27 protein-coding genes are annotated in these 23,640 nt (G+C 69.8%); 15 read left to right on the top strand and 12 right to left on the bottom strand.

Annotation, left to right across the window (positions count from 1 at the left end):
- Nucleotides 1-7: 7 nt before the first annotated feature.
- From JTJ31_RS01355 to JTJ31_RS01340, 4 genes are read right to left on the bottom strand one after another with little or no spacing between them, the layout of a single operon-like run.
- A complete protein-coding gene (locus JTJ31_RS01355) occupies nt 8-667 on the bottom strand; it encodes an SIMPL domain-containing protein (protein ID WP_207536802.1) in 660 nt (219 codons plus the stop codon).
- A complete protein-coding gene (locus JTJ31_RS01350) occupies nt 664-1,947 on the bottom strand; it encodes a homoserine dehydrogenase (protein WP_207536801.1) in 1,284 nt (427 codons plus the stop codon). Before JTJ31_RS01350 ends, JTJ31_RS01355 begins: the two co-directional genes overlap by 4 nt.
- The gene (locus tag JTJ31_RS01345; protein ID WP_207536800.1) at nt 1,944-3,158 is read right to left on the bottom strand and encodes an LL-diaminopimelate aminotransferase; all 1,215 of its coding nucleotides are present in this window, start codon (nt 3,156-3,158) and stop codon (nt 1,944-1,946) included. Before JTJ31_RS01345 ends, JTJ31_RS01350 begins: the two co-directional genes overlap by 4 nt.
- 36 nt (nt 3,159-3,194) lie before the next feature.
- Nucleotides 3,195-3,758: a hypothetical protein gene (locus JTJ31_RS01340; RefSeq protein ID WP_207536799.1), complete on the bottom strand. Its 564-nt coding sequence runs from the start codon at nt 3,756-3,758 to the stop codon at nt 3,195-3,197.
- A 72-nt stretch (nt 3,759-3,830) separates the two neighbouring features.
- Here JTJ31_RS01340 and JTJ31_RS01335 point away from each other — a divergent pair, with 72 nt between their 5' ends.
- Nucleotides 3,831-5,627, top strand: coding sequence for a PHA/PHB synthase family protein (locus tag JTJ31_RS01335; protein ID WP_457852397.1), 1,797 nt, complete (start codon nt 3,831-3,833; stop codon nt 5,625-5,627).
- Here JTJ31_RS01335 and JTJ31_RS01330 read toward each other — a convergent pair.
- The 8 genes from JTJ31_RS01330 to rplM form a co-directional block, all read right to left on the bottom strand.
- On the bottom strand, nt 5,611-6,132 hold the full coding sequence (locus tag JTJ31_RS01330; protein WP_207536798.1) for a hypothetical protein: 522 nt from the start codon (nt 6,130-6,132) through the stop codon (nt 5,611-5,613). The genes JTJ31_RS01335 and JTJ31_RS01330 overlap by 17 nt on opposite strands.
- 47 nt (nt 6,133-6,179) lie before the next feature.
- On the bottom strand, nt 6,180-6,722 hold the full coding sequence (locus JTJ31_RS01325) for a hypothetical protein (RefSeq protein ID WP_207536797.1): 543 nt from the start codon (nt 6,720-6,722) through the stop codon (nt 6,180-6,182).
- Nucleotides 6,722-7,246 carry a hypothetical protein gene (locus JTJ31_RS01320; protein ID WP_207536796.1) on the bottom strand — a complete coding sequence of 175 codons (525 nt, stop codon included), beginning with the start codon at nt 7,244-7,246 and terminating at the stop codon, nt 6,722-6,724. Before JTJ31_RS01320 ends, JTJ31_RS01325 begins: the two co-directional genes overlap by 1 nt.
- 16 nt (nt 7,247-7,262) lie before the next feature.
- The gene (locus JTJ31_RS01315; protein WP_207536795.1) at nt 7,263-7,838 is read right to left on the bottom strand and encodes a hypothetical protein; all 576 of its coding nucleotides are present in this window, start codon (nt 7,836-7,838) and stop codon (nt 7,263-7,265) included.
- Nucleotides 7,839-7,866: 28 nt separating this feature from the next.
- Nucleotides 7,867-8,412 carry a gamma carbonic anhydrase family protein gene (locus JTJ31_RS01310; protein ID WP_207536794.1) on the bottom strand — a complete coding sequence of 182 codons (546 nt, stop codon included), beginning with the start codon at nt 8,410-8,412 and terminating at the stop codon, nt 7,867-7,869.
- On the bottom strand, nt 8,409-9,359 hold the full coding sequence (gene argC, locus JTJ31_RS01305) for an N-acetyl-gamma-glutamyl-phosphate reductase (RefSeq protein WP_207536793.1): 951 nt from the start codon (nt 9,357-9,359) through the stop codon (nt 8,409-8,411). The genes JTJ31_RS01310 and argC overlap by 4 nt, the downstream gene beginning before the upstream one ends.
- A gap of 126 nt (nt 9,360-9,485) precedes the next feature.
- On the bottom strand, nt 9,486-9,986 hold the full coding sequence (gene rpsI, locus JTJ31_RS01300) for a 30S ribosomal protein S9 (RefSeq protein ID WP_207536792.1): 501 nt from the start codon (nt 9,984-9,986) through the stop codon (nt 9,486-9,488).
- 1 nt (nt 9,987) lies between these two features.
- Nucleotides 9,988-10,458 (bottom strand): 50S ribosomal protein L13, encoded by a 471-nt coding sequence (gene rplM / locus JTJ31_RS01295; protein ID WP_207536791.1) that lies wholly within the window; start codon nt 10,456-10,458, stop codon nt 9,988-9,990.
- A gap of 158 nt (nt 10,459-10,616) precedes the next feature.
- On the opposite strand from rplM, the gene JTJ31_RS01290 reads away from it, so the two are divergent.
- The 14 genes from JTJ31_RS01290 (at nt 10,617) to JTJ31_RS01225 (ending at nt 23,637) form a co-directional block, all read left to right on the top strand.
- Nucleotides 10,617-11,582, top strand: coding sequence for a Bug family tripartite tricarboxylate transporter substrate binding protein (locus JTJ31_RS01290; protein WP_207536790.1), 966 nt, complete (start codon nt 10,617-10,619; stop codon nt 11,580-11,582).
- Nucleotides 11,583-11,661: 79 nt separating this feature from the next.
- The gene (locus tag JTJ31_RS01285; RefSeq protein WP_207536789.1) at nt 11,662-13,356 is read left to right on the top strand and encodes a dihydroxy-acid dehydratase; all 1,695 of its coding nucleotides are present in this window, start codon (nt 11,662-11,664) and stop codon (nt 13,354-13,356) included.
- Nucleotides 13,353-14,171: an NAD(P)H-binding protein gene (locus JTJ31_RS01280; RefSeq protein ID WP_207536787.1), complete on the top strand. Its 819-nt coding sequence runs from the start codon at nt 13,353-13,355 to the stop codon at nt 14,169-14,171. Before JTJ31_RS01285 ends, JTJ31_RS01280 begins: the two co-directional genes overlap by 4 nt.
- Nucleotides 14,172-14,187: 16 nt before the next feature.
- Nucleotides 14,188-15,354, top strand: a complete 1,167-nt coding sequence (locus JTJ31_RS01275) for a M20 aminoacylase family protein (protein ID WP_207536786.1) — start codon at nt 14,188-14,190, stop codon at nt 15,352-15,354.
- Nucleotides 15,351-15,878, top strand: coding sequence for a chromate transporter (locus tag JTJ31_RS01270; protein ID WP_207536785.1), 528 nt, complete (start codon nt 15,351-15,353; stop codon nt 15,876-15,878). The genes JTJ31_RS01275 and JTJ31_RS01270 overlap by 4 nt, the downstream gene beginning before the upstream one ends.
- Nucleotides 15,875-16,387: a chromate transporter gene (locus JTJ31_RS01265; protein WP_207536784.1), complete on the top strand. Its 513-nt coding sequence runs from the start codon at nt 15,875-15,877 to the stop codon at nt 16,385-16,387. The genes JTJ31_RS01270 and JTJ31_RS01265 overlap by 4 nt, the downstream gene beginning before the upstream one ends.
- On the top strand, nt 16,384-16,911 hold the full coding sequence (locus tag JTJ31_RS01260) for a chromate transporter (RefSeq protein ID WP_207536783.1): 528 nt from the start codon (nt 16,384-16,386) through the stop codon (nt 16,909-16,911). Before JTJ31_RS01265 ends, JTJ31_RS01260 begins: the two co-directional genes overlap by 4 nt.
- Nucleotides 16,908-17,432, top strand: a complete 525-nt coding sequence (locus tag JTJ31_RS01255; protein WP_207536781.1) for a chromate transporter — start codon at nt 16,908-16,910, stop codon at nt 17,430-17,432. Before JTJ31_RS01260 ends, JTJ31_RS01255 begins: the two co-directional genes overlap by 4 nt.
- A 64-nt stretch (nt 17,433-17,496) precedes the next feature.
- Nucleotides 17,497-18,468 carry a tripartite tricarboxylate transporter substrate binding protein gene (locus JTJ31_RS01250; RefSeq protein WP_207536780.1) on the top strand — a complete coding sequence of 324 codons (972 nt, stop codon included), beginning with the start codon at nt 17,497-17,499 and terminating at the stop codon, nt 18,466-18,468.
- Nucleotides 18,435-18,899 carry a (2Fe-2S)-binding protein gene (locus JTJ31_RS01245; protein ID WP_236019755.1) on the top strand — a complete coding sequence of 155 codons (465 nt, stop codon included), beginning with the start codon at nt 18,435-18,437 and terminating at the stop codon, nt 18,897-18,899. The genes JTJ31_RS01250 and JTJ31_RS01245 overlap by 34 nt, the downstream gene beginning before the upstream one ends.
- A complete protein-coding gene (locus tag JTJ31_RS01240; RefSeq protein WP_207536779.1) occupies nt 18,896-20,995 on the top strand; it encodes a xanthine dehydrogenase family protein molybdopterin-binding subunit in 2,100 nt (699 codons plus the stop codon). Before JTJ31_RS01245 ends, JTJ31_RS01240 begins: the two co-directional genes overlap by 4 nt.
- Nucleotides 20,996-21,946 carry a type 2 periplasmic-binding domain-containing protein gene (locus tag JTJ31_RS01235; protein WP_207536778.1) on the top strand — a complete coding sequence of 317 codons (951 nt, stop codon included), beginning with the start codon at nt 20,996-20,998 and terminating at the stop codon, nt 21,944-21,946.
- Nucleotides 21,943-22,728 carry an SDR family oxidoreductase gene (locus JTJ31_RS01230; RefSeq protein WP_207536776.1) on the top strand — a complete coding sequence of 262 codons (786 nt, stop codon included), beginning with the start codon at nt 21,943-21,945 and terminating at the stop codon, nt 22,726-22,728. Before JTJ31_RS01235 ends, JTJ31_RS01230 begins: the two co-directional genes overlap by 4 nt.
- 99 nt (nt 22,729-22,827) lie before the next feature.
- A complete protein-coding gene (locus JTJ31_RS01225; protein WP_207536774.1) occupies nt 22,828-23,637 on the top strand; it encodes an aspartate dehydrogenase in 810 nt (269 codons plus the stop codon).
- Nucleotides 23,638-23,640: the final 3 nt, after the last annotated feature.

The following is a 23,640-nucleotide window of genomic DNA, read 5'->3' as shown; positions in this document are numbered from 1 at the left end:
CCTGGGTTCATCGGGGAAGAAGGATGGCCTCGGCGGAGGCGCGCACGGTCACCGGCGCGTCCTCCGGCAGCGATATCGGCGGCGCCGCGCGCATCGCGCTGGCCGCCATCATCGGGCGCGGACCGTCATGGGCCATGTCGATCGAAAGCTCCGCGAGATGCGAGACGCGCAGCCCCAGCTCCGTGGCCACGATCTCGGCGCGAGCGCGCAGGAGGCGGATGGCCTCGCGCGTCGCTTCCTCGCGCACCTCACGCTCCGCTTCCTGGGAAAGCTGGGCACCCAGCATGTCGAGGGCCAGGCCCTGCGATTGCAGCGTCCCGACGAGGTCGGCCAGCGCCGAGGCCTCGCCACCCCGCAGCGTGATGGACTGCACGGCGAGCCAGAGCCGCTGCTCCTCGCTGCGATGCGTGGCGTAGCGGCCGGTCGTGACGCGCAGCCCCTGGACGCGCTGCGCCTGCTCCACCGCGACCGTCACGGTGCGGTTCACCGCGGCTTGGGCGGCCGCGGCGCTCGCGGCCCGCGCCTCGGCGCGCAGCATGGCCACGGGCTCGTCCGGCGCACGGCGGATCGTCGCAGAATCGCTCAGGCGCAGCTTGGTTTCCTGCGCGCCCGCCGTGAGTGGCGCCAGCAGCAAGGCCAGGGCCAGAAGGGCGCGGCGCGGTGTCACAGCGTCTCGATCCGGATCACGGCGGGCTTCTCCACCACGGAAGGCAGTGCCTCGATGCGCGACAGCGCCTCACTCATCCGCCGTTCCTCGCACTCATGGGTGACGAGGACCACGGGGACCGCCTCGCCCGGGGCGCGGCCGCGCTGGAGCATGGAATCCAGGCTGATCGCAGCATCGCGGAGGATGCCGGTCACGTCGGCGATGACGCCAGGCTGATCAAGCACCATCAGGCGCATGTAGTAGGAACCGACATGGCGCTCCATCGGCATGGGCGGCGCGGTGTCCATGGGCTCGGCCGCGCCCCAGACCGGGGTGTGGCGCCCGCGTGCGAGGTCTACGAGGTCCGCCACGACGGCGCTGGCCGTCGGACCTGCGCCGGCGCCACGGCCCTGCAGCACCACCCGCCCAACCGCGTCGCCTTCCGCCAGAACGGCATTGAACACCCCTTCTACTGCCGCGAGCGGGCTGCCCACCGGCACCATGCAGGGATGCACCCGCGCCGCGACTCCCGCCGCCTCGCGCGAAGCGATGCCGAGCAGCTTGATGCGGTAGCCGAGCTCGCCTGCCAGCGCGATGTCCAGCGCCGAGACATGGCGGATGCCCTCGATGTGGAGCGCCGACAGATCCACCGGCCGCCCGAAGGCCAGCGCAGCGAGGATGGCCAGCTTATGCGCCGCGTCCACGCCGTCGATGTCGAAGGACGGATCGGCCTCGGCGTAACCCAGGCGCTGCGCCTCGGCGAGCACCGTGTCGAAGGGCAGGCCCTGCACGCGCATCTCGGTCAGGATGTAATTGCAGGTGCCGTTGAGGATGCCCGCGACGCGGCTGAGCTTGTTGCCCGCCAGTCCCTCGCGGATGGCCTTGATCACCGGGATGCCGCCAGCCACAGCAGCCTCATAGGCGAGGGCGGCACCCGTGCGCCCGGACAGCGCCGCCAGCGCCGCGCCATGCGTGGCGATCAGCGCCTTGTTGGCGGTGACGACCGGCTTGCCCGCTTCCAGCGACGCCTCGACCAGGGCGCGGGCCGGGCCTTCCGCCCCGCCCATCACCTCGACCACCGCATCCAGGTCGTTGTCGGCGGCCAGCGCCACCGGATCCTCGTGCCAGCGCAGCCCATCCAGCGCCACGCCACGGTCCTTGCCGCGGTCGCGGGCAGACACCGCGACGACTTCGACGGGCCGCCCGGCGCGCGCGGAGATCACACTGGCGTTGGCCCGCAGCAGTGAAACGACACCGGCTCCGACCGTGCCGAGGCCGGCAATTCCAACCTTGAGCGTCACTTCGCCACGACCTCCTCGGCCGGGGCGACGTTGTCGCCCTGAAGGAAGCTGCGGATGCCACGCAGCGCCTGGCGGATGCGATGCGTGTTCTCCACCAGCGCGATGCGGACGTGGTCGTCGCCATGCTCGCCGAAGCCGATGCCCGGCGCGACCGCGACCTTGGCCTTGGCCAGAAGCAGCTTGGAGAACTCGACCGAACCGAGGGAGCGGAACTTCTCCGGGATGGGCGCCCAGAGGAACATGGAGCCCTCGCAGGGCGGGACGTCCCAGCCGGCTTGGCGCAGCCCCTTCACCAGCACGTCGCGCCGCTCGCGGTAGAGGGTGCGCATCTCCGCCACGCAATCCTGCGGGCCGTTCAGCGCGGCGGCCGCCGCGACCTGGATAGGCGTGAAGGCGCCGTAATCCAGATAGGACTTCACCCGCGCCAGCGCCGCGATCAGCCGCGGGTTGCCGGCGGCAAAGCCCATGCGCCAGCCCGGCATGTTGTAGGTCTTGCTGAGCGAGGTGAACTCGACCGTGCAATCCTTCGCACCCGGGATCTCCAGCACGGAGGGGGGCGGGTTGTTCTCGTCGAAATACAACTCGGCGTAGGCGAGGTCGCTCAGGATGAAGAGCTCGTGCTCACGGGCGATCCGCACCAGCTCCTTGTAGAACTCGCGGCTCGCGAGCAGCGCCGTCGGGTTGGAGGGGAAGTTCACGATCAGCGCGGTCGGCTTCGGCACCGAATGCTTCACCGCGCGCACGATCGCCTCCAGCATGGCGTCGTCGGGCGTATAGGGGATGGAGCGGGCCGTCGCGCCGGCGATGATGAAGCCGAACTGGTGGATCGGGTAGGAGGGGTTCGGCACCAGGATCGTGTCGCCCGGCGAGGTGATGGCCTGGGCGAGGTTCGCCAGCCCTTCCTTGGAGCCGAGGGTCGCGACCACCTCCGTTTCCGGGTCCAGCTTCACGCCGAAGCGGCGCGCGTAATAGCCGGCCAGCGCCTTCCGCAGTCCGGGAATGCCCTTGGACATGGAATAGCGGTGGGTGCGCGGGTCCTGAACCGCCTCGACCAGCTTGGCGACGATGTGCGGGGGCGTCGGACTGTCGGGGTTGCCCATGCCGAGGTCCACGATGTCCTCCGCCGCCGCGCGCGCCTTCGCCTTGGCCGAGTTCACCTCGGCGAAGACATAGGGCGGCAGTCGGCGAATGCGGTGGAACTCTTCGGCCATGATGGCCCTCCTCGGAACAAGGCTCTCGCGCCGGCTTTACCGCAGAGGCGGCGCGGGCGCGAGTAGGTTGGGCGGCGGCGGCGCCGGGGCCAGGAGCTCCGGCGGCGGCAGGTCGGGCACCTCGCCGGGGGTCGGGGCCGGGCCGATGGATGGGGCCGCGGGGGCGCCCCGTGGCCGTGCCCAGGGTACGGCGGGCGCTGTCGCGATGCGCGGCGGGGTGGGAGGCGCGGCGGCGATGTCCGGCGCGCCGGGCGAGGCTTCCAAGGCGCCAGGGTCGCGGCGCGGCGCCGGCCGCTCCGCCGCAGAGCGATCCTCCTCCAGCCGCCGGGTCAGGCTCTGCCGGGCCGCGAGGTCCGGCCGTTCCGGCACCGGAGGCACGGAGGCGAGGTTGGGCGCGGGGCGGTCGATGCCAGGAGGCGGCAGCCGTCCTGCAGCTTCCTGCCCGGTCGCCTCGCGCCAGAGCCGCCCGATTTGCGGCGATTCGCCGCCGCATCCGGCGAGCATGGCTGCCAGCGTCGCGAGGCACATCGCTTGAATGGCGCGGTGCGCGTCACTACGCTTTGAGACAAGTGTGAGGTGGGACGGGAAGGGCTGTGTCACGCGGGATACCTTCGGGCTCCCGCTACCCATAGCGCTCCCTCGGCCCGCGCCAAAGCCGGAAGGGCGCCCTGCGTGAGCCAGAATCAGGAACCTATCAACCCCAAGCTGCCGGATCCGGCGCTGGTAACGCGTACCATGGCCGAGGTGGCGGAGCGCGGACAGCGGATCGTGGCCGACTTCCTGAAGCGCCAGTCGGAGGAGACGGCAAGCCCCGACCCCTTCAACATCGGCTCCGCCTTCATGGAGATGACGACCCGGCTGATGGCCAATCCGGCGCGGTTGATGCAGGCGCAGATCGGCTTCTGGCAGGACTACCTGACGCTGTGGAACAGCACGGCGCGGCGCATGCTGGGCGAACAGGTCGCCCCGGTCATTTCCGAGCCCAAGGGCGACCGGCGATTCAAGGACGATGCATGGCGGGAAAACGAGGTCTTCGACTTCATCCGCCAGTCCTATCTGCTTTCCGCGCGCTACTTCGTGAACACGGTTCAGGGCGCCGAGGGGCTGGACCCCAAGACCGCGCAGAAGGTGGATTTCTACACGCGCCAGTTCGTGGACGCGATGAGCCCGGCCAATTTCCTGCTCACCAATCCTGAGGTGCTGCGCCGCACCGCGGAAACGGGCGGCGCCAATCTGCTGAAGGGCCTCTCCAACCTCCTGGCGGATCTGGAGCGTGGCAAGGGGCGCCTGCGCATCCGCATGACGGACGACACCAAGTTCAAGGTGGGCGAGAACATCGCCGTCACCCCGGGCAAGGTGGTGTTCGAGACGCCGCTGATGCAGCTGATCCAGTATACGCCGACCACCGAAAAGGTGCTGAAGCGGCCGCTCCTGATCCTGCCGCCCTGGATCAACAAGTTCTACATCCTCGACCTTCGCCCGAAGAACAGCTTAATCCGTTGGGCGGTGGAACAGGGCCACACGGTCTTCGTCTGCTCCTGGGTCAACCCGGACGAGGCCTTGGCCGAGAAGGGCTTCGACGACTACATGACCGAGGGCGTGCTCGCCGCGCTGGACGCCATCGAGAAGGCGACGGGCGAGCGGGAGATCAACGCGATCGGCTACTGCCTGGGCGGGACGCTGCTGGCCACCACCCTCGCCCACATGGCCGCGAAGAACGACGACCGCATCAAGTCGGCGACTTACTTCGTTACCATGACCGACTTCGAGGAGGCAGGCGAACTGGGCGTTTTCATCGACGAAGAGCAGTTGAAGTCCCTCGAGGACAAGATGCAGAAGCGCGGCTTCCTGGAGGGCGCCGAGATGGCGACCACCTTCAACATGCTGCGCGCCAACGACCTCATCTGGTCCTTCGTGGTGAACAACTACCTGCTCGGGCAGGACCCCTTCCCCTTCGACCTCCTGTACTGGAACGACGATTCCACGCGGATGCCGGCGCGGATGCATTCCTTCTACCTGCGCCGGATGTACCAACAGAACGACCTGGTGAAGCCGGGCGAGATCGAGCTCCTCGGCACGAAGATCGACCTCCGGAGGATCAAGGTGCCGAGCTACATGATCTCGACGCGCGAGGACCACATCGCGCCCTGGAAGAGCACTTATCGCGGCACGCAGATCTATGGCGGGCCGATCCGCTTCGTCCTCGCCGCCTCGGGCCATATTGCGGGGGTGGTGAACCCGCCCGACTCCGGCAAGTACAGCCACTGGGTGAACGAGCAGCTTCCGCCCTCGCCGGATGACTGGCTTGCCGGCGCGACCGAGATGGCCGGGTCCTGGTGGCCGGATTGGCAGCGCTGGGTGACGGCGCTGGACAGTGAGCGCGTCCCGGCCCGCGTGCCGGGCAGCGGCGCGCTGCCGGCGATCGAGGATGCGCCGGGGCGCTACGTGCGCGTCATGGCGACCGACTGACGCCAAAGGCCGTGGTCGCGGCACCGCTGTTGCGCCGCGCCACCTCCTCTGCCAGCGCCGCCGTGGCCAGTGCGGCGTTCGGGAACGGGCCAGGAACCTGCAGCCTTTCGCGGGGCGTTGGCTGGGCATCCCGGAACACGGGTGGGCCCAGGTTCGGCTCCCTTCCCGCCCCCAGGGCGCGGGACGCCTCGACCAGCGCTGCGATCACGGTGTCCGGCGCGGCGCGCGGCTCGATGGCCAGGGCCTGCCGCCCTTCCTCGACTGCCCTGCTCATCACGAAGCGGAAGGAATCCGGGTACCCGGCCATCGCGCCGCCGGGGCCGAGCGAGCGGGACAGGAATTCCAGCCGCGCGATGGCCAGCGCCGTGGCGGCCGGCCGTCCCTCCAGCGCGGCCCCCTGAGCGTCGAAGTCACGCGCGGCGATGCGCGCGACTTCCGGCGCCGGCAGTGCGCTTGGCCCGCCCGACAATTCGGGCGGGGGCGGCGGGGCGGGAGGTGTGCGCATCTCGGCGCAGCCCGCCGCAGCGAGGGCGAGGAGGAGGAGCGCCCGTCTCAAAACCGGAAATGGCCCCCTGCCCCGCCCCGTGTCTGGTCCGTCTGAAGCTGCACCTGCGCGGCCGAATTGGCCGCCTCGGCCGTGCGCGGCAGGGGCGGCAGCGCGGCGAGGCGGGCAACCAGCGCCGGATCTTCGCGCGGCGGGATGCCTGCCTGCACGGCACCCGCGATGCGCGCCATACGGTCGATCACCGTCTGGGCCGGCACCTCCATCGGGATGCCGAGGACGCCGCGCCACTCCTGCCGCGCCTGCCGCAGCCGGACCGGCAGCAGCGGGTCACGCTGGTTGTAGCGCGGGTCGGTCGGCAGCGATGCGGCCAGATACTCCATGTCTAGGATCGCGGCCGCGGCTGCGGCAGGCTGGTTGGCCAGCGTCCCCGGATGGGTGAAGGCGTAGGAGGCGCGGAGCACGGCCGCTCGGGTCGGGTCGCCCGCGCCCTCGACGCTGCCGGGCGGCAGGCGCGCGGACTCGACGGGAGGCAGCGCCCCCTCCGCGCAGGCTGCCAGGGGCAGCAGGACCAGGAAGGAGCGCCGGCGCATTAGCGGACGCTCCCGACCGGGGCTCCGGCTCCGCGGCTGCGCACCGCTTCGCCGGCGAGGGCGGCGGCGGCGGCCGTGGCGGGCATGACTGGCCGCGCCTCGAGCGCCGCGAGGCTGATGGGTGAGGTGCCGGTCGCCTCCAACGAGCGCGACGCGCCGAAATACTGGTTCACAACCAGCTGCGGCGGTGCGTTGGCCGGAATGCCGAGGGCACCGCGCCATTCCTGCCGCGCGGTCCGAAGCTGGAGCGGCAGGTTGACGGGCGTGTTGTCGAGCACCGGATTGTTCATGGAGGTGTTCTCCGTGAGGTATTCCAGGAACGCGATGTTACGCGCGGCGTCGGCCAGGGAGCCGCGCGGACGGCCGAGAACATCGAACCCGCCTGCCACGGAGGTGATCGCGCTGCGCGTGGGATCGCCCGCGCCAGGCACTGCGTCAGACGGCAGATACACGACGTTCTCCGGCGGCAGAGGCGCACATGCACCAGCAAGGAGAAGCAGCGTCAGGAAGGCTTTCATTCGCACGTCTGGTTCTCCTGGATCAGGGATGGGAGCCGCTGCTGCCGCCATCACCCGAGAATCGATTCTGCGTCTCAATCCGCATCAATTCCGATTCGGCAAGGCTGGTCGCCCGCGCCGCCGCAGGCAAGGGGCGGGGTACAGAAAGTGCGGCGAGAGTCGCGTCCGGCGCCGGGAAACCCCGCGCTACCAGTGTGCCGCGCGCGGCTGCCTCGTCACGCGCCTCCAGCGCGGCGCCCGTCGCCACCATGGCGTCCACCACCACCTGGGGCGGAGCTCCGGGCGGAACCGAATAAGCGCGGCGGAGCTCGGCCCTTGCCTCGTCCAACTGAATCCCGACGGTCGGAGAGTATTCCCACCAGCGCGGATTCCAGCGGTAATCGGCCGCCATGAACTCCACCATCGCGGCGCCGCGCGCCCGATCCGCCGGGCGCGTGGATGCCGGATGACCGAAGACATAAGCGCTGGACAGGACGGAGGCCCGCATCGGATCCGTCACTGGCCCCACCGCCGAGACCGGCATGGTGGCTGAGGGCGGGACCTCGCCGACCGTGCAGCCGGCGAGAGCGAAGAGCAGCGGGAGGGCGAGGCGGTTCATGGGATGAATCTAGCCCGCCCGCATGGCGCTACGAGGGAGGCAAGCTGTCTTTTTCGCCATCCAGCGAAGCGCGGTGGCGTCCGGCTAACTCCACGTAGTGCGGCGCGGTGCGGGCGAAGCGGGAACGCGCCGCCTCATCTAGAACACGCACCATCCGAGCCGGGTTGCCCATCCAGAGTTCCCCAGCCGGGATGCGCTTTCCGGGCGGCAGCACGGAACCCGCCCCCAGCATTCCGCCGCCCTCAATCACGCAGCCATCCAGCACGGTGGCGCCCATGCCAACGAAGGCGCCATCCTCCAGCGTACAGGCGTGGATGATGGCGGCATGGCCTACCGTGACATCGGCCCCGATGATCGCCGGTTCCCGCCCATGGTTCACGTGGACGATGGTTCCGTCCTGGATGTTCGACCGCGCGCCGACCCGGATGAAGTTCGTGTCGCCGCGCAGGACGCAGTGATACCAGATGCTGGCCGCCTCCCCGATCTCGACATCGCCGATCACGGCCGCCGTGGGGGCAATCCAGGCGGCTGAGTGGATGCGGGGAAGCTTCCCCTCGAAGGGATAAAGGCTCATGCGGCCACCGGAAGCGCGGCGTCCACCTCGACCCCCAGCATCAGCCCCAGATTCTGCACCGCCGCGCCCGAGGCGCCCTTCCCGAGATTGTCGAGCCGCGCGACCAGCACCGCTTGGCGATGTGCCGGGCTGCCATAGACCCGCAGCTCCAGCGCGTTCGAGCCATTGAGATCCTCCGGTGCGAGGCGCGCCCCGCCATCGGCGGGCAGAACCTTCACCCAGTCCGACCCGGCGTAATGCGCCGTCAGCGCCGCTTCCAGGTCACCCGGCGCAGGCTTTCCGGGCAGGGCGTCGAGATGCAGCGGAACGGAAACCAGCATCCCCTGCGCAAACTCCCCGACGCTCGGCACGAAGATCGGCCGCCGGGACAGGCCCGAGTAAAGCTGAAGCTCAGGCACGTGCTTGTGCTCCAGCCCCAGCCCGTAGAGGAAGAAGGGCGCCGCCGTGCCCGCGTCGAACTCCGCGATCATGGACTTGCCGCCGCCCGTGTAGCCGGAGACGGCATTGACTGAGATCGGAAAGTCCGCGGGCAGGATGCCGGCCTCGGTCAGCGGGCGCAGCAGGGCGATGGCTCCGGTCGGGTAGCAGCCCGGGTTGGAAACACGGGGCGCCGCGGCGATGCGCTCGGCATGGCCCTTCGTCAGTTCGGGGAAGCCATAGACCCAGTCCGGGTCCACCCGATGGGCGGTGGAGGCGTCCAGCAGCCGCGGGGCCTTCGCGCCCATCTCCTTCGCGATGGCGGCAACCTCCTTCGCGCCGGCATCCGGCAGGCAGAGCACGACGGCGTCCACCTCCTCCATCAGCGCGCGCTTGGCACCCGGGTCCTTGCGCTTCTCCTCGGGAATGGAGCGGATCTCGATCCCCTTGTGGTTCTCCAGCCGCGCGCGGATCTGCAGGCCCGTCGTGCCGCTTTCGCCGTCAATGAAGATGGAAGGGGTCCTGGACATGGTCTCGTCTCCGTTGGTCTCGAGTGTGGAATAGGGTTGAGAAACGAAAAAGGGGCAGGTCCCTTGCGGAACCTACCCCTGACACGGTCCTTGGAAGACCGGGCGCTGCCGCCCGGTCCCCAGGCGTCAGCGCTTGGAGAACTGGAAGGAACGTCGCGCCTTCATCTTGCCGTACTTCTTGCGCTCGACCGCACGCGGGTCGCGCGTCAGGAAGCCGGCCTTCTTCAGAATGCCGCGCAGCTCCGGCTCGTAGTTGCACAGGGCCCGCGAGATGCCGTGGCGCACCGCGCCGGCCTGGCCCGACAGCCCACCGCCCGTCACCGTGGCAACGACGTCGAACTGCTGGTAGCGGTCGGCCACCAGGAAGGGCTGGGCGATCAGCATCCGCAGCACAGGGCGCGCGAAATACTTGCCCTGCGGCTTGTCGTTGATGGTGATGGTGCCCTTGCCGGGCTTCACCCACACGCGCGCCACGCTCTCCTTGCGGGAGCCGGTAGCATAGGCGCGTCCCTGGGCATCGCGCTTCGGCTCACGGGCCGGCGCCGCCTCGCTGCCGGCGGCTGCCGGGGTGCCCTGGACCAGGTTCTTGAGGTCGGCGAGGGAGTTCGCCGTGGTCTGCTCGCTCATCTCAGCCAACCTTGTTCTTGCGGTTCATCGCGGCAACGTCGAGCGCCTGCGGGCTCTGGCCCGCATGGGGGTGCTCGCCGCCGGCATAGACATGCAGGTTCTTCATCTGCTGCCGGCCGAGCGGACCGCGCGTGATCATGCGCTCCACCGCCTTCTCCACCACGCGGGTGGGGAAACGGCCGTCGAGGCGGGAGCGGATGGTCTGCCCCTTGATGCCGCCCGGATAGCCGGTGTGGTAGTAGAAGACCGACTGCTGGGCCTTGTTGCCCGTCAGCCGCACCTTGTCCGCGTTGACGACGACGACATGGTCGCCGCAATCCACGTGCGGGGTGAACGTCGCCTTGTGCTTGCCGCGCAGGCGATTGGCGATGATGGAGGCGAGGCGGCCGAGAACCAGACCCTCGGCATCGATCACCCACCAGTTCTTCTGGACCTCCGCCGGCTTCACCGAGCGGGTCTGAATGCTGAGCATGTGCGAACCTTGAACCGCAGAATTACGTGTGGGGCTTCTCGCCGGAAACCGGCCTCCGGTCAAGCCTTAGTTGCTGCGGTATCATGATACTACGGCCCGCCAATCCGCTTGAGCCCCGCACGCTTGCGCTGCCAAGCTGCGAGAAACGGAGGAAACCAATGATCCAACGCCGTGCCTTCCTGGCCGCGCCTGCCTTGCTCGCCCTGCCCGCACGGGCGCAATCCTGGCCCGGGGGCCAGACCGTCTCGGTGGTCCTGCCCTATTCACCCGGCGGCTCCACCGACGTGCTCGGGCGCATCCTGACCCAGGGCTTGTCGGAGCGGCTCGGCGGCACCTTCATCATGGAGCACAAGCCGGGCGCCACCACGACGCTCGGCGCCCGCCACGTCGCCCGGGCCCGGCCGGACGGGCTGACCCTGTTCCTCGGCACCGTGGTGTCCTTCACCATGGCGCCCTTCGCGCTCCGCAACATCGGATACGACCCGGTCAACGATTTCGCGCATTTGACCATGCTGGCCGAGACGGGCTTCGCGCTGGTCGCCCATCCGCGCACGCCGACGGTGCAGGCGCTGGTCGAGGCCGCGAAGGCACGACCGGGCGCGCTTTCCTACGCGACCTGGGGAGTCGGCTCCTCTTCGCATTTGCTGATGCTGGATTTCATGCGCCGCACCGGGACCGACATGCTCCACGTGCCCTTCAACGGTTCCCCGCCCGGCCTGACCGAGACGATGGCCGGCCGCATCGACGCGATGATGACGGTCGTTGCCCCGGCACGGCCGCAGATCGAGGGCGGGCGCCTGGCCGGGCTCGCGGTCCCTGCCGCCAACCGGCTGGAGGCCTTGCCCACTGTGCCGACGGTGGATGAGTTGGGCATGGGCCTCGCCGGTCTGCGTTCGGCCGGCTGGTTCTCCCTGCAAGCCCCAGCCGGAACGCCGCAACCGATCCAGGAACGCCTGGCCCAGGCAGCGGCCGAGAGCTTCCGTACCCCGGCGGCGAGGGCACAGCTCGCCCAGCTTGGCTTCGTGGAGACGCCACCCGGTCCGGAGCCGCTCCGCACACGCATCGCGGAAGAACTCACTTTGCATCGGGAGTTGATGACGCGGGCCGGGATCCAGCCTGAATGACGGGAGAGGGGGCAGCCCCTGGACGCCCCTGCCCTCTGCGGGCAGTTTGCCCAGCTGTGATGCCTGGGGAGTGGCGGCGATGACCGAGAAGAAGGGGCTGGCGCGAGGCGCCGCCAATTACGGCGACAAGGAGTTCGCGCTCTACCTGCGGCGCTCCTTCGCCAAGTCCATGGGCTATTCCCAGGCCGCCCTCGACCGGCCCGTGGTGGGCATCGCCGATACGGGCAGCGACCTGAACAACTGCCACCGCTCGGCGCCCGAGCTGATTGAGGCCGTGAAGCGCGGCGTGCTGATGGCTGGCGGGCTGCCCCTCGCCTTCCCGACCATCTCGCTCTGCGAGCCTTTCCTTCAGCCCTGCTCCATGCACTACCGCAATCTGATGGCGCTGGACACGGAAGCGATGATCGCGGCCCAGCCCATGGATGCGGTCGTGCTGGTGGGCGGCTGTGACAAGACCGTTCCCGCCCAGCTCATGGCCGCCGCCAGCGCCGGGGTTCCTGCCGTACAGCTTGTCGTCGGGCCGATGTCCGCCAACCGCTACATGGGCGAGCGCCTGGCCGCCTGCACAGACTGCCGCCGCTACTGGGGCCGCTACCGCGCCGGCGACGTCAGCGAGGAGCGCATCGCAGAGGTGGAGGGCAACCTCGCCACCACCGCGGGGACCTGCGGCGTGATGGGCACGGCCAGCACCATGGCCTGCCTTGCCGCAACGCTCGGCTTCATGCCGCTCATGGCCGCCTCCATCCCCGCGACCCATGCCGACCGACTGCGTGCGGCCGAAGAGGCGGGCGCCCAGGCCGTGCGGCTCATCCAGAAGCCCGTCCCACCCGAGACTCTGATCACCGAGAAGTCGGTCGAGAACGCGCTTCGTGTCCTGCTGGCGCTCGGCGGCTCCACCAATGCCCTCGTCCATCTCTCGGCCATCGCTGGGCGTGTCGGCGTGAAGGTGGATTACGACCGCCTGAACGCCCTGTCCGACACCACCCCTGTTCTTGTGGACCTCAAGCCCACGGGCGAGGGGTACATGGAGGATTTCCACACGGCCGGCGGCCTCGTCGCGCTGCTGCACGAAATCCGTGACCTGCTGCACCTCGACTGCACAGACCTCGATGGCCGCACCCTGGCCGAGCGCATCGGCGATGGGCCTGCCTTCGTGGACCGCACCTACATCAAGTCGCGCTCCGAGCCTGTCTCTCCCGTTGGCGGCTTGGTTGCGCTGCGCGGCAGCCTGGCGCCCGATGGCGCGATTCTCAAGCGTTCCGCCGCGACGGAAGCTTTGTTCGAGCACGAGGCCGAGTGCCACGTCTTCGACGGGCTGGAGGATCTGGCGGCGCGCATCGACGACGACGCTCTCCCAGTGACGCCTGAGACCATCATGGTCCTGAAGGGCGCCGGTCCGCTCTCGCCCGCCGGGATGCCGGAAGCCGGCTACCTCCCGATCCCGCGCAAGCTGGGCCGTGCGGGGGTGAAGGACATGGTGCGGATGAGCGACTGCCGCATGTCCGGCACGGCCTTCGGCACGGTGGTGCTGCACATCGCCCCGGAGGCCTTCGCGGGCGGTCCGCTCGCCCTGGTCGAGACGGGTGACCGGATCCGGCTCTCGGTGAAGGAGCGTCGGCTGGACCTTCTGGTTGATGAGGCGGTGCTCGCCGAGCGCCGCGCCCGATGGTCGGCCCCGCCCGCGCCGAAGCGCGGCTGGGACGCGCTGGTGCGCCGGGAAGTCACCCAGGCTCCCGAAGGGGCGGATCTTCGCTTCCTCCTGCCCGAGGGATGATCGCGCTCATCGGCGCGACGGGCCGGTCCGGCGCTGTGCTGGCCCGCGCACTGGACCGGCCCTTCCGCGCCGTGGTGCGGGACGCGGCACGCTGGCGGGCGCTCGGCATCGAAGCGCCGCACGCGGTCGCTCCGCTGGAGGATGGTCCGGCGCTGGCGAAGGCGCTGGAAGGCGCGGAGCTGGTCGTCTCCTGTGCCCATGCGCGCCACGCCCCGGCCATCCTGGCCGCGACGCGGGTGCCCGTCGTGCTGATGGGCTCCACTCGCCGCCACTCTCGCTGGCCGGACGCTCATGGGGACGGGGTGCGGGCGGGCGAGGCTGCCTTCCTCGCCGATGGCCGCCCTGGCGTGATGCTGCACCCGACCATGATCTACGGCGCCCAGGGCGAGAACAACGTGCAGCGCCTCGCGGCGCTGATGCGGCGCCTGCCGGCGCTTCCACTGCCCGGCGGCGGGCGCGCCCTGGTCCAGCCCATCCACCAGTCGGATGTCACGCGCTCTCTCCTCGCGGCCATCGGCATCGCGCATGAGGCACCGCGCGTGCTGATCGTGGCGGGGCCGGAGGCCCTGCCCTACCGCGAGTTCTGCGCCGAGGTGGCCCGCGCTGCCGGCTATGCGCCGCGTCCAGTACTGCCCGTGCCGGCGGGGCTGTTGATGGCCATCGCACCGGTGGCCCGCCTCCTCCTTCCCAGGGTTGGGCGGGACGAGATCCGGCGGCTGACCGAGGACAAGGCCTTCAGCATCTCAGCCATGCGGGAGGTGCTGGGGGTCCATCCAATCCCCCTTGCCGAAGGGCTCCGCCTGACCTTTGCTTGACGCAAAGGAGTCCCCCATGCCCGTCATCAACCGCATCGCCGACTTCCATCCCGAGATGACGGAATGGCGGCACGATTTCCATCGTCATCCCGAGCTGGGCTTCGAGGAAACTCGCACGAGCGCCCTGGTCGCACAGCGCCTGCGCGAGTTCGGCTGCGACGAGGTGCATGAGGGCATCGCCCGCACCGGCATCGTCGGCGTCATCCATGGCCAGGGCGGACCGAACGGCCGTGCCATCGGCTTCCGTGCCGATATGGACGCGCTGCCGATCGAGGAAGCGACGGGATTGCCCTTCGCGTCGACGGTGCAGGGCAAGATGCATGCTTGCGGCCATGACGGGCACACCACCATGCTGCTCGGCGCCGCCAAGTACCTGGCCGAGACGCGCAACTTCTCCGGCACGGTCTACGTGATCTTCCAGCCTGCCGAGGAGAACCTCGCCGGGGGCGGGGTGATGGTGAAGGAGGGGCTGTTCGACCGCTTCCCGATGCAGCGCGTCTTCGGCATCCACAACTGGCCAGGAATGCCCACCGGCACCTTCCTGTGGCGCGAGGGGCCGATGATGGCGGCCGTCGCAAACCTCGAGGTCGAGATCACCGGCAAGGGCGCGCACGGCGCCATGCCGCATGAGGGCAATGACCCGATCGTGGTTGCCGCCGCGATCATCCAGGCTTTGCAGACCGTCGTTGCCCGCAACGTGGAGCCGGTGGAGGCCGGCGTCATCACCATTGGCTGCATCCAGGGCGGACACACCTACAACGTCATCCCCAGCACGGTGAAGATGATGGGCACGGCGCGCTGGTTCCTACCCGAGGTGGGCGACCTGCTGGAAAGCAAGTTCCTGAAGATCGTCACCGGCATCGCGGAAAGCTTCGGCTGCACGGCGGAGGCGCGGTTCCTTCGCGCCTATCCCGCCACGGTGAACGACGCCGAGAGTACGCAGATGGTGCTGCCTGCTGCGCGCGCCGTAGTGGGCGAGGACAAGGTTCTGCCGCTGCCGAAGCCGACGATGGGCGCGGAGGATTTCTCCTTCATGCTGAATTCCTGCCCTGGCTCCTACCTCTTCCTAGGCGGCGAGGGCGAATACTCGGTCCACCATCCGCAATACCAATTCAACGACGAAATCCTGCCGATCGGCGCTTCCTTCTTCGCGACCATTGCCGAACAGCTCCTGCCGCGGTGAGGCTCGGCGAGCTCTTCTTCGGCTACGCCAAGATCGGCCTGCTCGGCTTCGGCGGCGTCGCGGCCATCGCCCGCCACGTCATCGTGGAAGAGCGGAAATGGCTGACCGAGCGCGAATACGCGGAGGTGCTCGGCCTCGGCCAGGTGCTGCCGGGGCCGAATGTCGGCAACGCGGCGGTGATGATCGGCCGCCGCTTCCATGGCCTTGCAGGGGCAGTGACGGCGACGGCGGGGCTCTATAGCGGTCCGCTCGTCATCCTGATCCTGCTCGCCGTATTCTACGACCATTTCGGGCAGGAGCCGGGCGTCGCCTCCTTCATGCGCGGCGTCGCCGCAGCCGCTGCGGGGATGGTGATCGGCATGGCGGTGAAGATGGCCGACAAGCTGCGCCCACCGCTGGAACTGATCGGGGTCGGGCTGCTGTCGCTCGTCGCGGGTGCTTGGCTGCGCCTGCCCTTGCCGCTGATCGTCCTCATCCTCGCGCCGATCAGCATCTGGCTGTCGCTCAGAAGGCAGACGGCGTGATCCTTCAGCTCTTCCTCACCTTCTCACTTCTCTCGCTGCTTGCCATCGGCGGCGCGAATGCAGTGCTGCCCGAGATGTACCGCCAAATCGTCGAGATTCGTGGCTGGATCGAACCGGCGACCTTCGCGCAGCTATTCGCGCTCGCCCAGGCGGCACCGGGCCCGAATATCCTTGCTGCATCCGTGATGGGCTGGCGCATCGCGGGACCGGTGGGGCTTGGCGCAGCGACTCTCGGCATGCTGCTGCCCGCCGCAATCCTCGCCTGGTGCGTCGCAGGAGTGACGCAGCGCCTCTCGCGCGCGCCCTGGCTGAGGCCAGCCCAATTCGGGTTGGTGCCCGTGGCCATCGGACTCATCGCCGCCTCGGGCGTCATCATGGCAGAGGCAGCCGGGACCGGCCCGCTGCCCTGGGTCATCATCCTGGGTAGCGCGCTCTTCGTCTGGCGCACCGCCTTCTCGCCGCTCTGGGCGCTCGCAGCGGGGGGCGTGCTGGGCTGGTTCCTCCTGTGACGCCCAGCCGCACGCAGCTTTTCCTGGCCTATCTGCGCATCGGCCTGACCGGCTTCGGCGGGGTGAATGCCTGGGCGCGCCAGCTCCTCGTTGAGAAGAAGGGCTGGCTCACCGACCAGCAATATGCCGAGGCCCTCGGGGTCGGGCAGGTCCTGCCGGGACCGAATGCGTTGAACTGCGCGATCAATGTCGGAACGCGCTTCCACGGCGCCGCCGGAGCGGCTCTGGCGGCGATCGGACTCTTTGCCGGGCCGATGGCCGTGCTGCTCGGCGTCGCCTCGCTCTATGACCGCTACGGGCAGATCCCGCTGGTGCGTGCCGTCTTGACCGGCATCGCGGCCGCTGCTGCCGGGATGGTGCTGGGCACGGCGATCAAGATGGCGATCAAGCTTCGCCCGACGGCGATGCTGCTCGCGACCGGGCTGCTGGCCCTCCTCCTGGCGCTGCTGCGGGTTCCCCTCCCCCTCGTGCTGCTCGGCCTCGCGCCGCTCGGCATCTGGGCGGCGCACAGGACTGCGCGATGAGCGAGGATGACGAGATCGGCCCTTTGGTGCTGGCCTTCCTCGCGCTCTCCCTCGTGAGCATCGGCGGCGGCATCGCCGTGCTGCCCGAGATGCACCGCGTGGTGGTGGAGGAGCATGGCTGGATGGACAGCCTGGCCTTCGCCAAGCGGTTCGCGTTGGCCCAGGCTGCGCCTGGGCCAAACATCATGGTGGTGGGGCTGATCGGCTGGCATGTCGCCGGCGCAGCAGGGATGTTCGCCGCCATGCTGGCCATGTGCGGGCCGACCTCGCTCCTCGCCTATGCTGTGGCGCGGTTGCGGCAGCGGGACCTGCCATGGCTGCGGGTGGTGGAGCGTGGGCTGGTCCCCATCGCCGTGGGTCTGATCGCTGCCTCGGGCCTGCTCCTCGCGAAAGGCACGGTGGATGAGGCGGTGCTGGCCCTGCCGCTGGCTGCCGTCTGCACCGTGTTCGTCACCCTCTCCTCGCGCTCGCCGCTCTGGGTGCTGGTGGCCGGGGCGTTCTATGGGGCGCTGCTGCTCTAGCGGAACGCACTTGCGGCGCGCCCCGTCCCGGCGGAAGAAGGACGCAACACAACGGAGGAAACCCATGACGCAGCGTCGCCCGCTTCTTCTGGCCGGCATTGGGGCTGCCCTGGCCGCGCCGTCCCTGGCCCGCGCTCAGCCCAGCTGGCCACAGCGACCGGTCCGCATCGTGGTGCCCTTCGGGCTGGGCGGCAGCGCCGACGTGGCGGCGCGCTTCCTGGCCGAACCCTTGTCGGCGGCGTTTGGCCAGCCCTTCATCGTGGAGAACCGGCCCGGCGCCGGCGCCACCATCGGCACGGATGCCGTGGCGAAGGCGGCACCCGACGGCCAGACGCTCCTGCTCATGAGCAACACGCACACGGCGAACGAGACGCTGCTGCCGAACCGTCCCTATGTGCTGCTGCGCGACCTCGCGCCCGTCGCTGCGATCAACATCGCTTACCACGCGCTGGTCGTGCATCCGTCCATCCAGGCCACGACGGTGCCGGAACTCATCGCCCTGCTGAAGGCGAATCCGGGTCGTTACGACTATGCCTCCTCCGGACCCGGCACGCCCTACCACATCGCGGGAGAGGTGTTCCGATCCATGGCGGGGGTCGAGGTCACGCACGTGCCCTTCCGCGGCTCCAACGAGGCGCGCACGGCCGTCATCGCCGGCCAGGTGCCGATCATGATCGACGCCATCCCGACCATGCGCGAGCAGATCACGGCCGGGCGGGTGCGCGGCCTCGCCACCACCGGCCCGCAGCGCTCGCCGCTACTGCCGGAACTTCCCGCGGTGGCCGAGACGCTGCCGGGTTATGAGGCCAGCATCTGGCTGGGCCTCATGGCCCCTGCCGGCACACCGCGCCCGATCGTCGAGCGGCTGAATGCCGAGGTGAACCGCGTCCTTCGCCTGCCCGAGACGGCGCAGCGCCAGGCGGCGGCGGGCGCCCAGCCCTTGCCGATGAGCGTCGAGGAATTCGCCGCCTTCCTCCAGCGTGACGTGGCGAGGCAGCGCGAATGGATCACCACGGCACGCATCACGGCGGGGTGAGGATGGGGTTCACGCTGAACGGCCGCCCGGTGGAGCATCAAGGCGGCGTCACCCTCCTCGAAGCGCTGCGCGGCGACTTCGCGCTGTCCGGCCCGCGCTTCGGCTGCGGCGAGGAGCGGTGCGGCGCCTGCCACGTTCTGCTGGATGGCGAGTCCGTCCCCTCCTGTGCCCTGCCGGTGGAAGCGGCCGAGGGCCGCGAGGTCGTGACGATCGAAGGGCTGACGCCGCAAAGGCTGCAGGAAGCCTTCGAGGCGGAGCAGGCGGGACAATGCGGTTTCTGCCTTTCCGGCATCCTGGTCAGCGCGGCGGCGCTGCTGCGGCGAAACCCCGATCCGGACGAGGCGGCGATCCGTGCAGCGCTGGAGCCGCATCTCTGCCGATGCGGCGCGCATAACCGCATCCTGCGCGCGGTGCGGCGGGCCGCGGCATGAACCTCGCCTTCCATGGCTTCGCCGATGACGGCAAGGCGCGCCTGCCGGGGTCGCTGCACGTCAACCGGCGCCTGTCGCGCTGGCTCGCCTTCCATCCGGATGGCACGGCGACGATCCGACCCGGCAAGGTGGAGCTTGGCCAGGGTATCCTCACGACGCTCGCGCAGATCGCGGCGGAGGAGCTTGGGCTGCCTCTCCCGGCTATCCGCATCGCCCCCACCGTCACCGGCGAAAGCCCCGACGAGGCGGTGACCTCCGGCTCTCTCTCCGTGCAGGAGTGCGGGATGGCGCTGCGCCACGCCTGCGCCGATGCGCGCGCCCTGTTCATGTCCGTCGCCGCGCAGTCGAGCGGCGTGCCGCACGAGGCGCTGCGGGTAGAAGGGGGCCGCTTCCTCGCCCCCGATGGCGCCGAAATTTCCTCCTATGCGGCCCTGTCTGACCGTGACCTGCTGGATGCGGAGGCGAGTCCCGACGCGTCGCCCATCCCCGCCAGCGCGCGGCGCGTCGCCGGAACCAGTGCGCCGCGCCTCGACCTGCCGCCCAAGCTGCGCGGGGAGCCTCGCTTTATCCACGACATGCGCCTGCCCGGGATGCTCCATGCCCGAATGATCCGCCCGCCGCGCCCTGACGCCCGTCTCGTCACGGCGCCTGACTTCGCTCTGCGCGAAGGCGATTTCCTGGCAGTGGTCGCGGCGACCGAGGCCGAGGCGGCCCGCGCGGCCGAGCGCGCCACGCGCCTCGCCCGCTGGGAGGGCGGCACTCCCCTTCCCGCCGACTGGACGCGCTGGCTGGAGGAAACGCCAGGCGAGCGAAGCACCGTGGCCGAACATGGCGAGGCGAAGGACGGTACCAGCGTGCTGCGCCGCGTCTTCTGGCGCCCCTTCCTAGCGCATGGCTCGGTTGGCACGTGCTGCGCCGTCGCGCTTTGGGAGGCAGGCGCGCTGCGTGTCTGGAGCCACAGCCAGGGCCCCTACAATTTGCGCACTGACTTGGCGAAGGCGCTCCACCTGCCGCCGGAGGCGGTGGTGGTGGAGCACCGCGAAGGCGCCGGGTGCTACGGCCACAACGGCGCCGACGACGTGGCGCTAGACGCCGCGCTCTGCGCCCGCGCCCATCCCGGGCGCCCCGTCCGCGCGCTGTGGACCCGTGCGGAGGAACTCGCCTCTGCGCCGCTTTCGCCTGCCATGCGCGTAGCGGTCGAGGTGCATCGGGATGACGGGGGCCGGATCACCTCCTGGCGATCCGAGGCACGGGGCAACGGGCATTCCGGCCGTCCGGGCCGCGCGAAGGATCCGGCCCTGCTGAGTGCGCCACTCCTGCCCAGGGCCGCGCCCATGCCGGTTTCCATCAACCCACCCCTCGCCGGGGGTGGCGGCGTGCAGCGCAACCTCGTGCCCATCTACCGCGTGCCGCACATGAAGGCCGAGATGGTGCGGCTAACGGAGATGCCGATCCGCTCCTCCGCGCTGCGCGGCCTGGGCGCGCTCGCGAATGTCTGGGCGATCGAGAGCGTGATGGACGAGCTGTCGGAAGGCGATCCGGTCGGCTTTCGGCTGCGCCACCTGGACGACCCGCGCGCCGCCACCGTGCTCCTCGAAGCCGTCGACATGTCCGGCTTCGAGGAGCGCCACAAGCTTCCCGAGGGCGACGGCATGGGCATCGCCCTCGCCCGCTACAAGAACACCGGCGCCTGGTGCGCCGCCGTCGCGCATATCCGTGCCGAAGAGACGCTGCGCTGCCTCTCCCTGCACCTCGCCTGCGACATGGGTGAAGTGATCAACCCCGATGGCGCGCTGAACCAGCTTGAGGGCGGAGCCATTCACGGCACCTCAATCGCCTTGAAGGAGGAGGCGCGATTCGACGAGGAGCGCATCCTGAGCACTTCCTGGGACGCCTATCCAGTGCTGCGCTTCTCCGAAGTACCGCGCGTCATGGTGAAGCTGATCACGCGCCCCGAGGAGCCACCTTTGGGCGCCGGGGAACCGAGCGTCGCGCCCACCATCGCTGCCATCGCCAACGCGGTTCACCAGGCGCTGGGAATCCGCCCGACCCGCATGCCCTTTACCCCTGAGAACCTCGCGAAAGAGAGCGACTGAATGGCGAAGCTGCGCCTTTCCCTGGCCTGCACCCTGTCCGACCGTACGCGGCCCATCCTGGACGGGCGTGTTGCCGTGCCGGGCGTTGAGTTCATCGCCCAACCCGGTGAGCCCGAGGACATCTTTCGTCGTGCCCTGCGCGACCGCGCCTTTGAGGTGAGCGAGTTGTCCATGGGCAGCCACATCACCACCACGGCCCGCGGCGACGCGCCCTATATCGGCGTGCCGGTCTTCCTGTCGCGCGCCTTCCGCCATTCCGCCATCCACATCCGCACCGACAGGGGCATCGCGCGGCCGGAGGACTTGGCCGGCAAGACCATCGCTTTGCCGGAATACCAGCAGACCGCAGCGCTCTGGGTGCGCGGCATCCTGCGCGAGCAGCACGGGGTTGATACGCGCGGCATCAAGTGGCGCATCGGGGCGGAGCGCATCGCCGTCCAGCTTCCGCCGGGCCACGACGTCGCGCCGCTGGGCATGGAGCCCGAGACGGCGCTGCGCGAGGGGAAGGTGGATGCGCTGATCACCCCACGCCCACCCGCGCCGCACCCGCAGATCGCGCGCCTCTTCCCCGACTACGCTTCTGCCGAGAAGGCCTATTTCGCCGCGACGCGCTTCTTCCCGATCATGCACTGCCTCGCCGTGCGAAAGGACGTGGCGGAGGCGCATCCTTGGCTGCCCGTCACCCTGTTCCGTGCCTTCGCTGAGGCGCGACGCCTGTCCGTGGCGGAGCTGCGCCTGACCAACGTGCTGCGCGTCTCCATGCCCTGGGTCGCCGCCGCCTTCGAGGAGCAGGAGAAGGCCATGGGCGGCGACCCCTGGCCCTATGGCTTCGGCCGCAACCGCGACGAGATCGCGGCGATGACGCGCTATGCCTTGGCGGATGGCCTCGCTTCGCGCGAAGTTTCGCCCGAGGAACTCTTCCACCCATCTACGCTGACGGAGGCCGCATGAACATCACGCTGAAAGGGCGCTCGGCGCTCATCACCGGGGGCTCCAAGGGGCTCGGCCTCGCCATGGCGCTGGCCTTCGCGCGAGCAGGAGGACATGTCGCGCTCGTAGCGCGGGACCAAGGCGGTCTCGACAAGGCGAAGGCGGAGATCGAGGCCGCCGTGCCATCCGCCAGGGTCGCCGCCATCGCCGCCGACATCCGCACGCCGCAGGGCTGCCGCGACGCCCACGGCAAGGCGGAGGCCGCGCTGGGCCGGGTGGACATCCTGGTCAATAATGCCGGCACCTCGCAGCGCGGCCCGTTCCTCGACGTGGGGGACGAGCTTTGGCAGGACGACCTGGATCTCAAGCTCATGGCGGCGATCCGCCTGTGCCGCCTCGCGCTTCCGGGAATGCGGGAGCAGCGCTGGGGTCGCATCATCAACGTGCTGAACATCGGCGCCAAGGCGCCCCTCGCCACCTCGACTCCCACCAGCGTGTCCCGCGCCGCCGGCATGGCGCTGACCAAGGCGCTGGCCAACGAATTCGCACCAGACAACGTGCTGGTGAACGCGCTCCTCGTCGGCATCATCGAGAGCGACCAGTGGGTACGCCGCCACGCAGCCGACAAGCGGAACCTGTCCTGGGAGGATTGGAAGGCGGAACAGGGCCGCTCCGTCCCGCTCGGCCGCATCGGCAAGGCCGAGGAGTTCGCTTCCATGGCACTGCTGCTGGCGAGCGACGCGGGCGGCTACGTCACCGGGACGGCCATCAACGTGGATGGCGGGCGAAGCCCCGTGGTCTGAATCCGGGCGGGCCGGTCGCCCCGGTCCGTAGCCTCAACGTGTCTGGACTTGGCCGGGCGCTGTGCTACCCCCGCGCGGCCAATGCGCGGGGAGAGAAGCATGGAAAGCTACACTGTCGGCATCGTCGGGCTGGGCGCCATCGGGCTGAAGCTTGCGCGTGCATTGGATGCCGGAGTGCCCGGCCTCAAGCTCGCAGCGGTGGCGGTGCGCGATGCCGAGAAGGCGCGCCATGTCATGAAGGGGTTCAAGGACCGTCCCCTCATCCTCGACATCGCCAAGCTGCCGCGCGAATGCGACATCATCGTCGAATGCGCTCCCGCCGCCATCTTCGAGGAGGTGGCGACCGCCGCCATCGAGGCGGGCTGCGCCTTCATTCCCTCATCCTGCGGCCAGCTCCTCCCCCGCATGCATCTTGTGGACCGGGCGCGGGAGACTGGGGCGCGGATCATCGTCCCGACCGGCGCGCTGCTCGGCCTCGACGCCGTGCGCGCCGCAGCGGAGGGCGAGGTGGAGAGCGTGACCATTGAGACGCGGAAGCCGCCGCGTGGCCTCGCCGGGGCGCCCTACCTCGATCAGAAGGGCATTGACGTGAACACCATCACGGAGGCGAAGCGCGTCTTCGCCGGCAATGCCTTCGACGCGGCGGCCGGCTTCCCGGCCAATGTCAACGTCGCCGCCGCGCTGGCCATGGCCGGCATCGGCCCGGAGCGCACCACGGTCGAGATCTGGGCCGACCCTGGCGTGACGCGCAACACACACACGATCCGGGTCGAGGCCGAGTCCGCCCGCCTCACCATGACGATCGAGAACGTGCCGAGCGACGAGAACCCGCGGACGGGGCGCATCACCGCCCTGTCCCTGCTGGCCTGCCTACGCGGGCTCGTCAGCCCCCTCAAGGTCGGAAGCTGAGGG

The organism is Sabulicella rubraurantiaca (assembly GCF_017355885.1).
GTDB lineage: Bacteria > Pseudomonadota > Alphaproteobacteria > Acetobacterales > Acetobacteraceae > Roseococcus > Roseococcus rubraurantiacus.
The sequence above is the reverse complement of the archived record's forward strand: the minus strand, read 5'-3'. Positions and strand labels throughout refer to the sequence as shown.

Coding starts and splice junctions, on each gene's coding strand:
- JTJ31_RS01310 (WP_207536794.1), bottom strand. CDS start 8,412: ATGAGCCTTTATCCCTTCGAGGGGAAGCTTCCCCGCATCCACTCAGCC.
- JTJ31_RS01275 (WP_207536786.1), top strand. CDS start 14,188: ATGCCCGTCATCAACCGCATCGCCGACTTCCATCCCGAGATGACGGAA.
- JTJ31_RS01285 (WP_207536789.1), top strand. CDS start 11,662: ATGACCGAGAAGAAGGGGCTGGCGCGAGGCGCCGCCAATTACGGCGAC.
- rpsI (WP_207536792.1), bottom strand. CDS start 9,986: ATGAGCGAGCAGACCACGGCGAACTCCCTCGCCGACCTCAAGAACCTG.
- JTJ31_RS01345 (WP_207536800.1), bottom strand. CDS start 3,158: ATGGCCGAAGAGTTCCACCGCATTCGCCGACTGCCGCCCTATGTCTTC.
- JTJ31_RS01325 (WP_207536797.1), bottom strand. CDS start 6,722: ATGCGCCGGCGCTCCTTCCTGGTCCTGCTGCCCCTGGCAGCCTGCGCG.
- JTJ31_RS01290 (WP_207536790.1), top strand. CDS start 10,617: ATGATCCAACGCCGTGCCTTCCTGGCCGCGCCTGCCTTGCTCGCCCTG.
- JTJ31_RS01240 (WP_207536779.1), top strand. CDS start 18,896: ATGAACCTCGCCTTCCATGGCTTCGCCGATGACGGCAAGGCGCGCCTG.
- argC (WP_207536793.1), bottom strand. CDS start 9,359: ATGTCCAGGACCCCTTCCATCTTCATTGACGGCGAAAGCGGCACGACG.
- JTJ31_RS01255 (WP_207536781.1), top strand. CDS start 16,908: ATGAGCGAGGATGACGAGATCGGCCCTTTGGTGCTGGCCTTCCTCGCG.
- JTJ31_RS01330 (WP_207536798.1), bottom strand. CDS start 6,132: ATGCGCACACCTCCCGCCCCGCCGCCCCCGCCCGAATTGTCGGGCGGG.
- JTJ31_RS01315 (WP_207536795.1), bottom strand. CDS start 7,838: ATGAACCGCCTCGCCCTCCCGCTGCTCTTCGCTCTCGCCGGCTGCACG.
- JTJ31_RS01235 (WP_207536778.1), top strand. CDS start 20,996: ATGGCGAAGCTGCGCCTTTCCCTGGCCTGCACCCTGTCCGACCGTACG.
- JTJ31_RS01250 (WP_207536780.1), top strand. CDS start 17,497: ATGACGCAGCGTCGCCCGCTTCTTCTGGCCGGCATTGGGGCTGCCCTG.
- JTJ31_RS01280 (WP_207536787.1), top strand. CDS start 13,353: ATGATCGCGCTCATCGGCGCGACGGGCCGGTCCGGCGCTGTGCTGGCC.
- JTJ31_RS01225 (WP_207536774.1), top strand. CDS start 22,828: ATGGAAAGCTACACTGTCGGCATCGTCGGGCTGGGCGCCATCGGGCTG.
- JTJ31_RS01230 (WP_207536776.1), top strand. CDS start 21,943: ATGAACATCACGCTGAAAGGGCGCTCGGCGCTCATCACCGGGGGCTCC.
- JTJ31_RS01245 (WP_236019755.1), top strand. CDS start 18,435: ATGGATCACCACGGCACGCATCACGGCGGGGTGAGGATGGGGTTCACG.
- rplM (WP_207536791.1), bottom strand. CDS start 10,458: ATGCTCAGCATTCAGACCCGCTCGGTGAAGCCGGCGGAGGTCCAGAAG.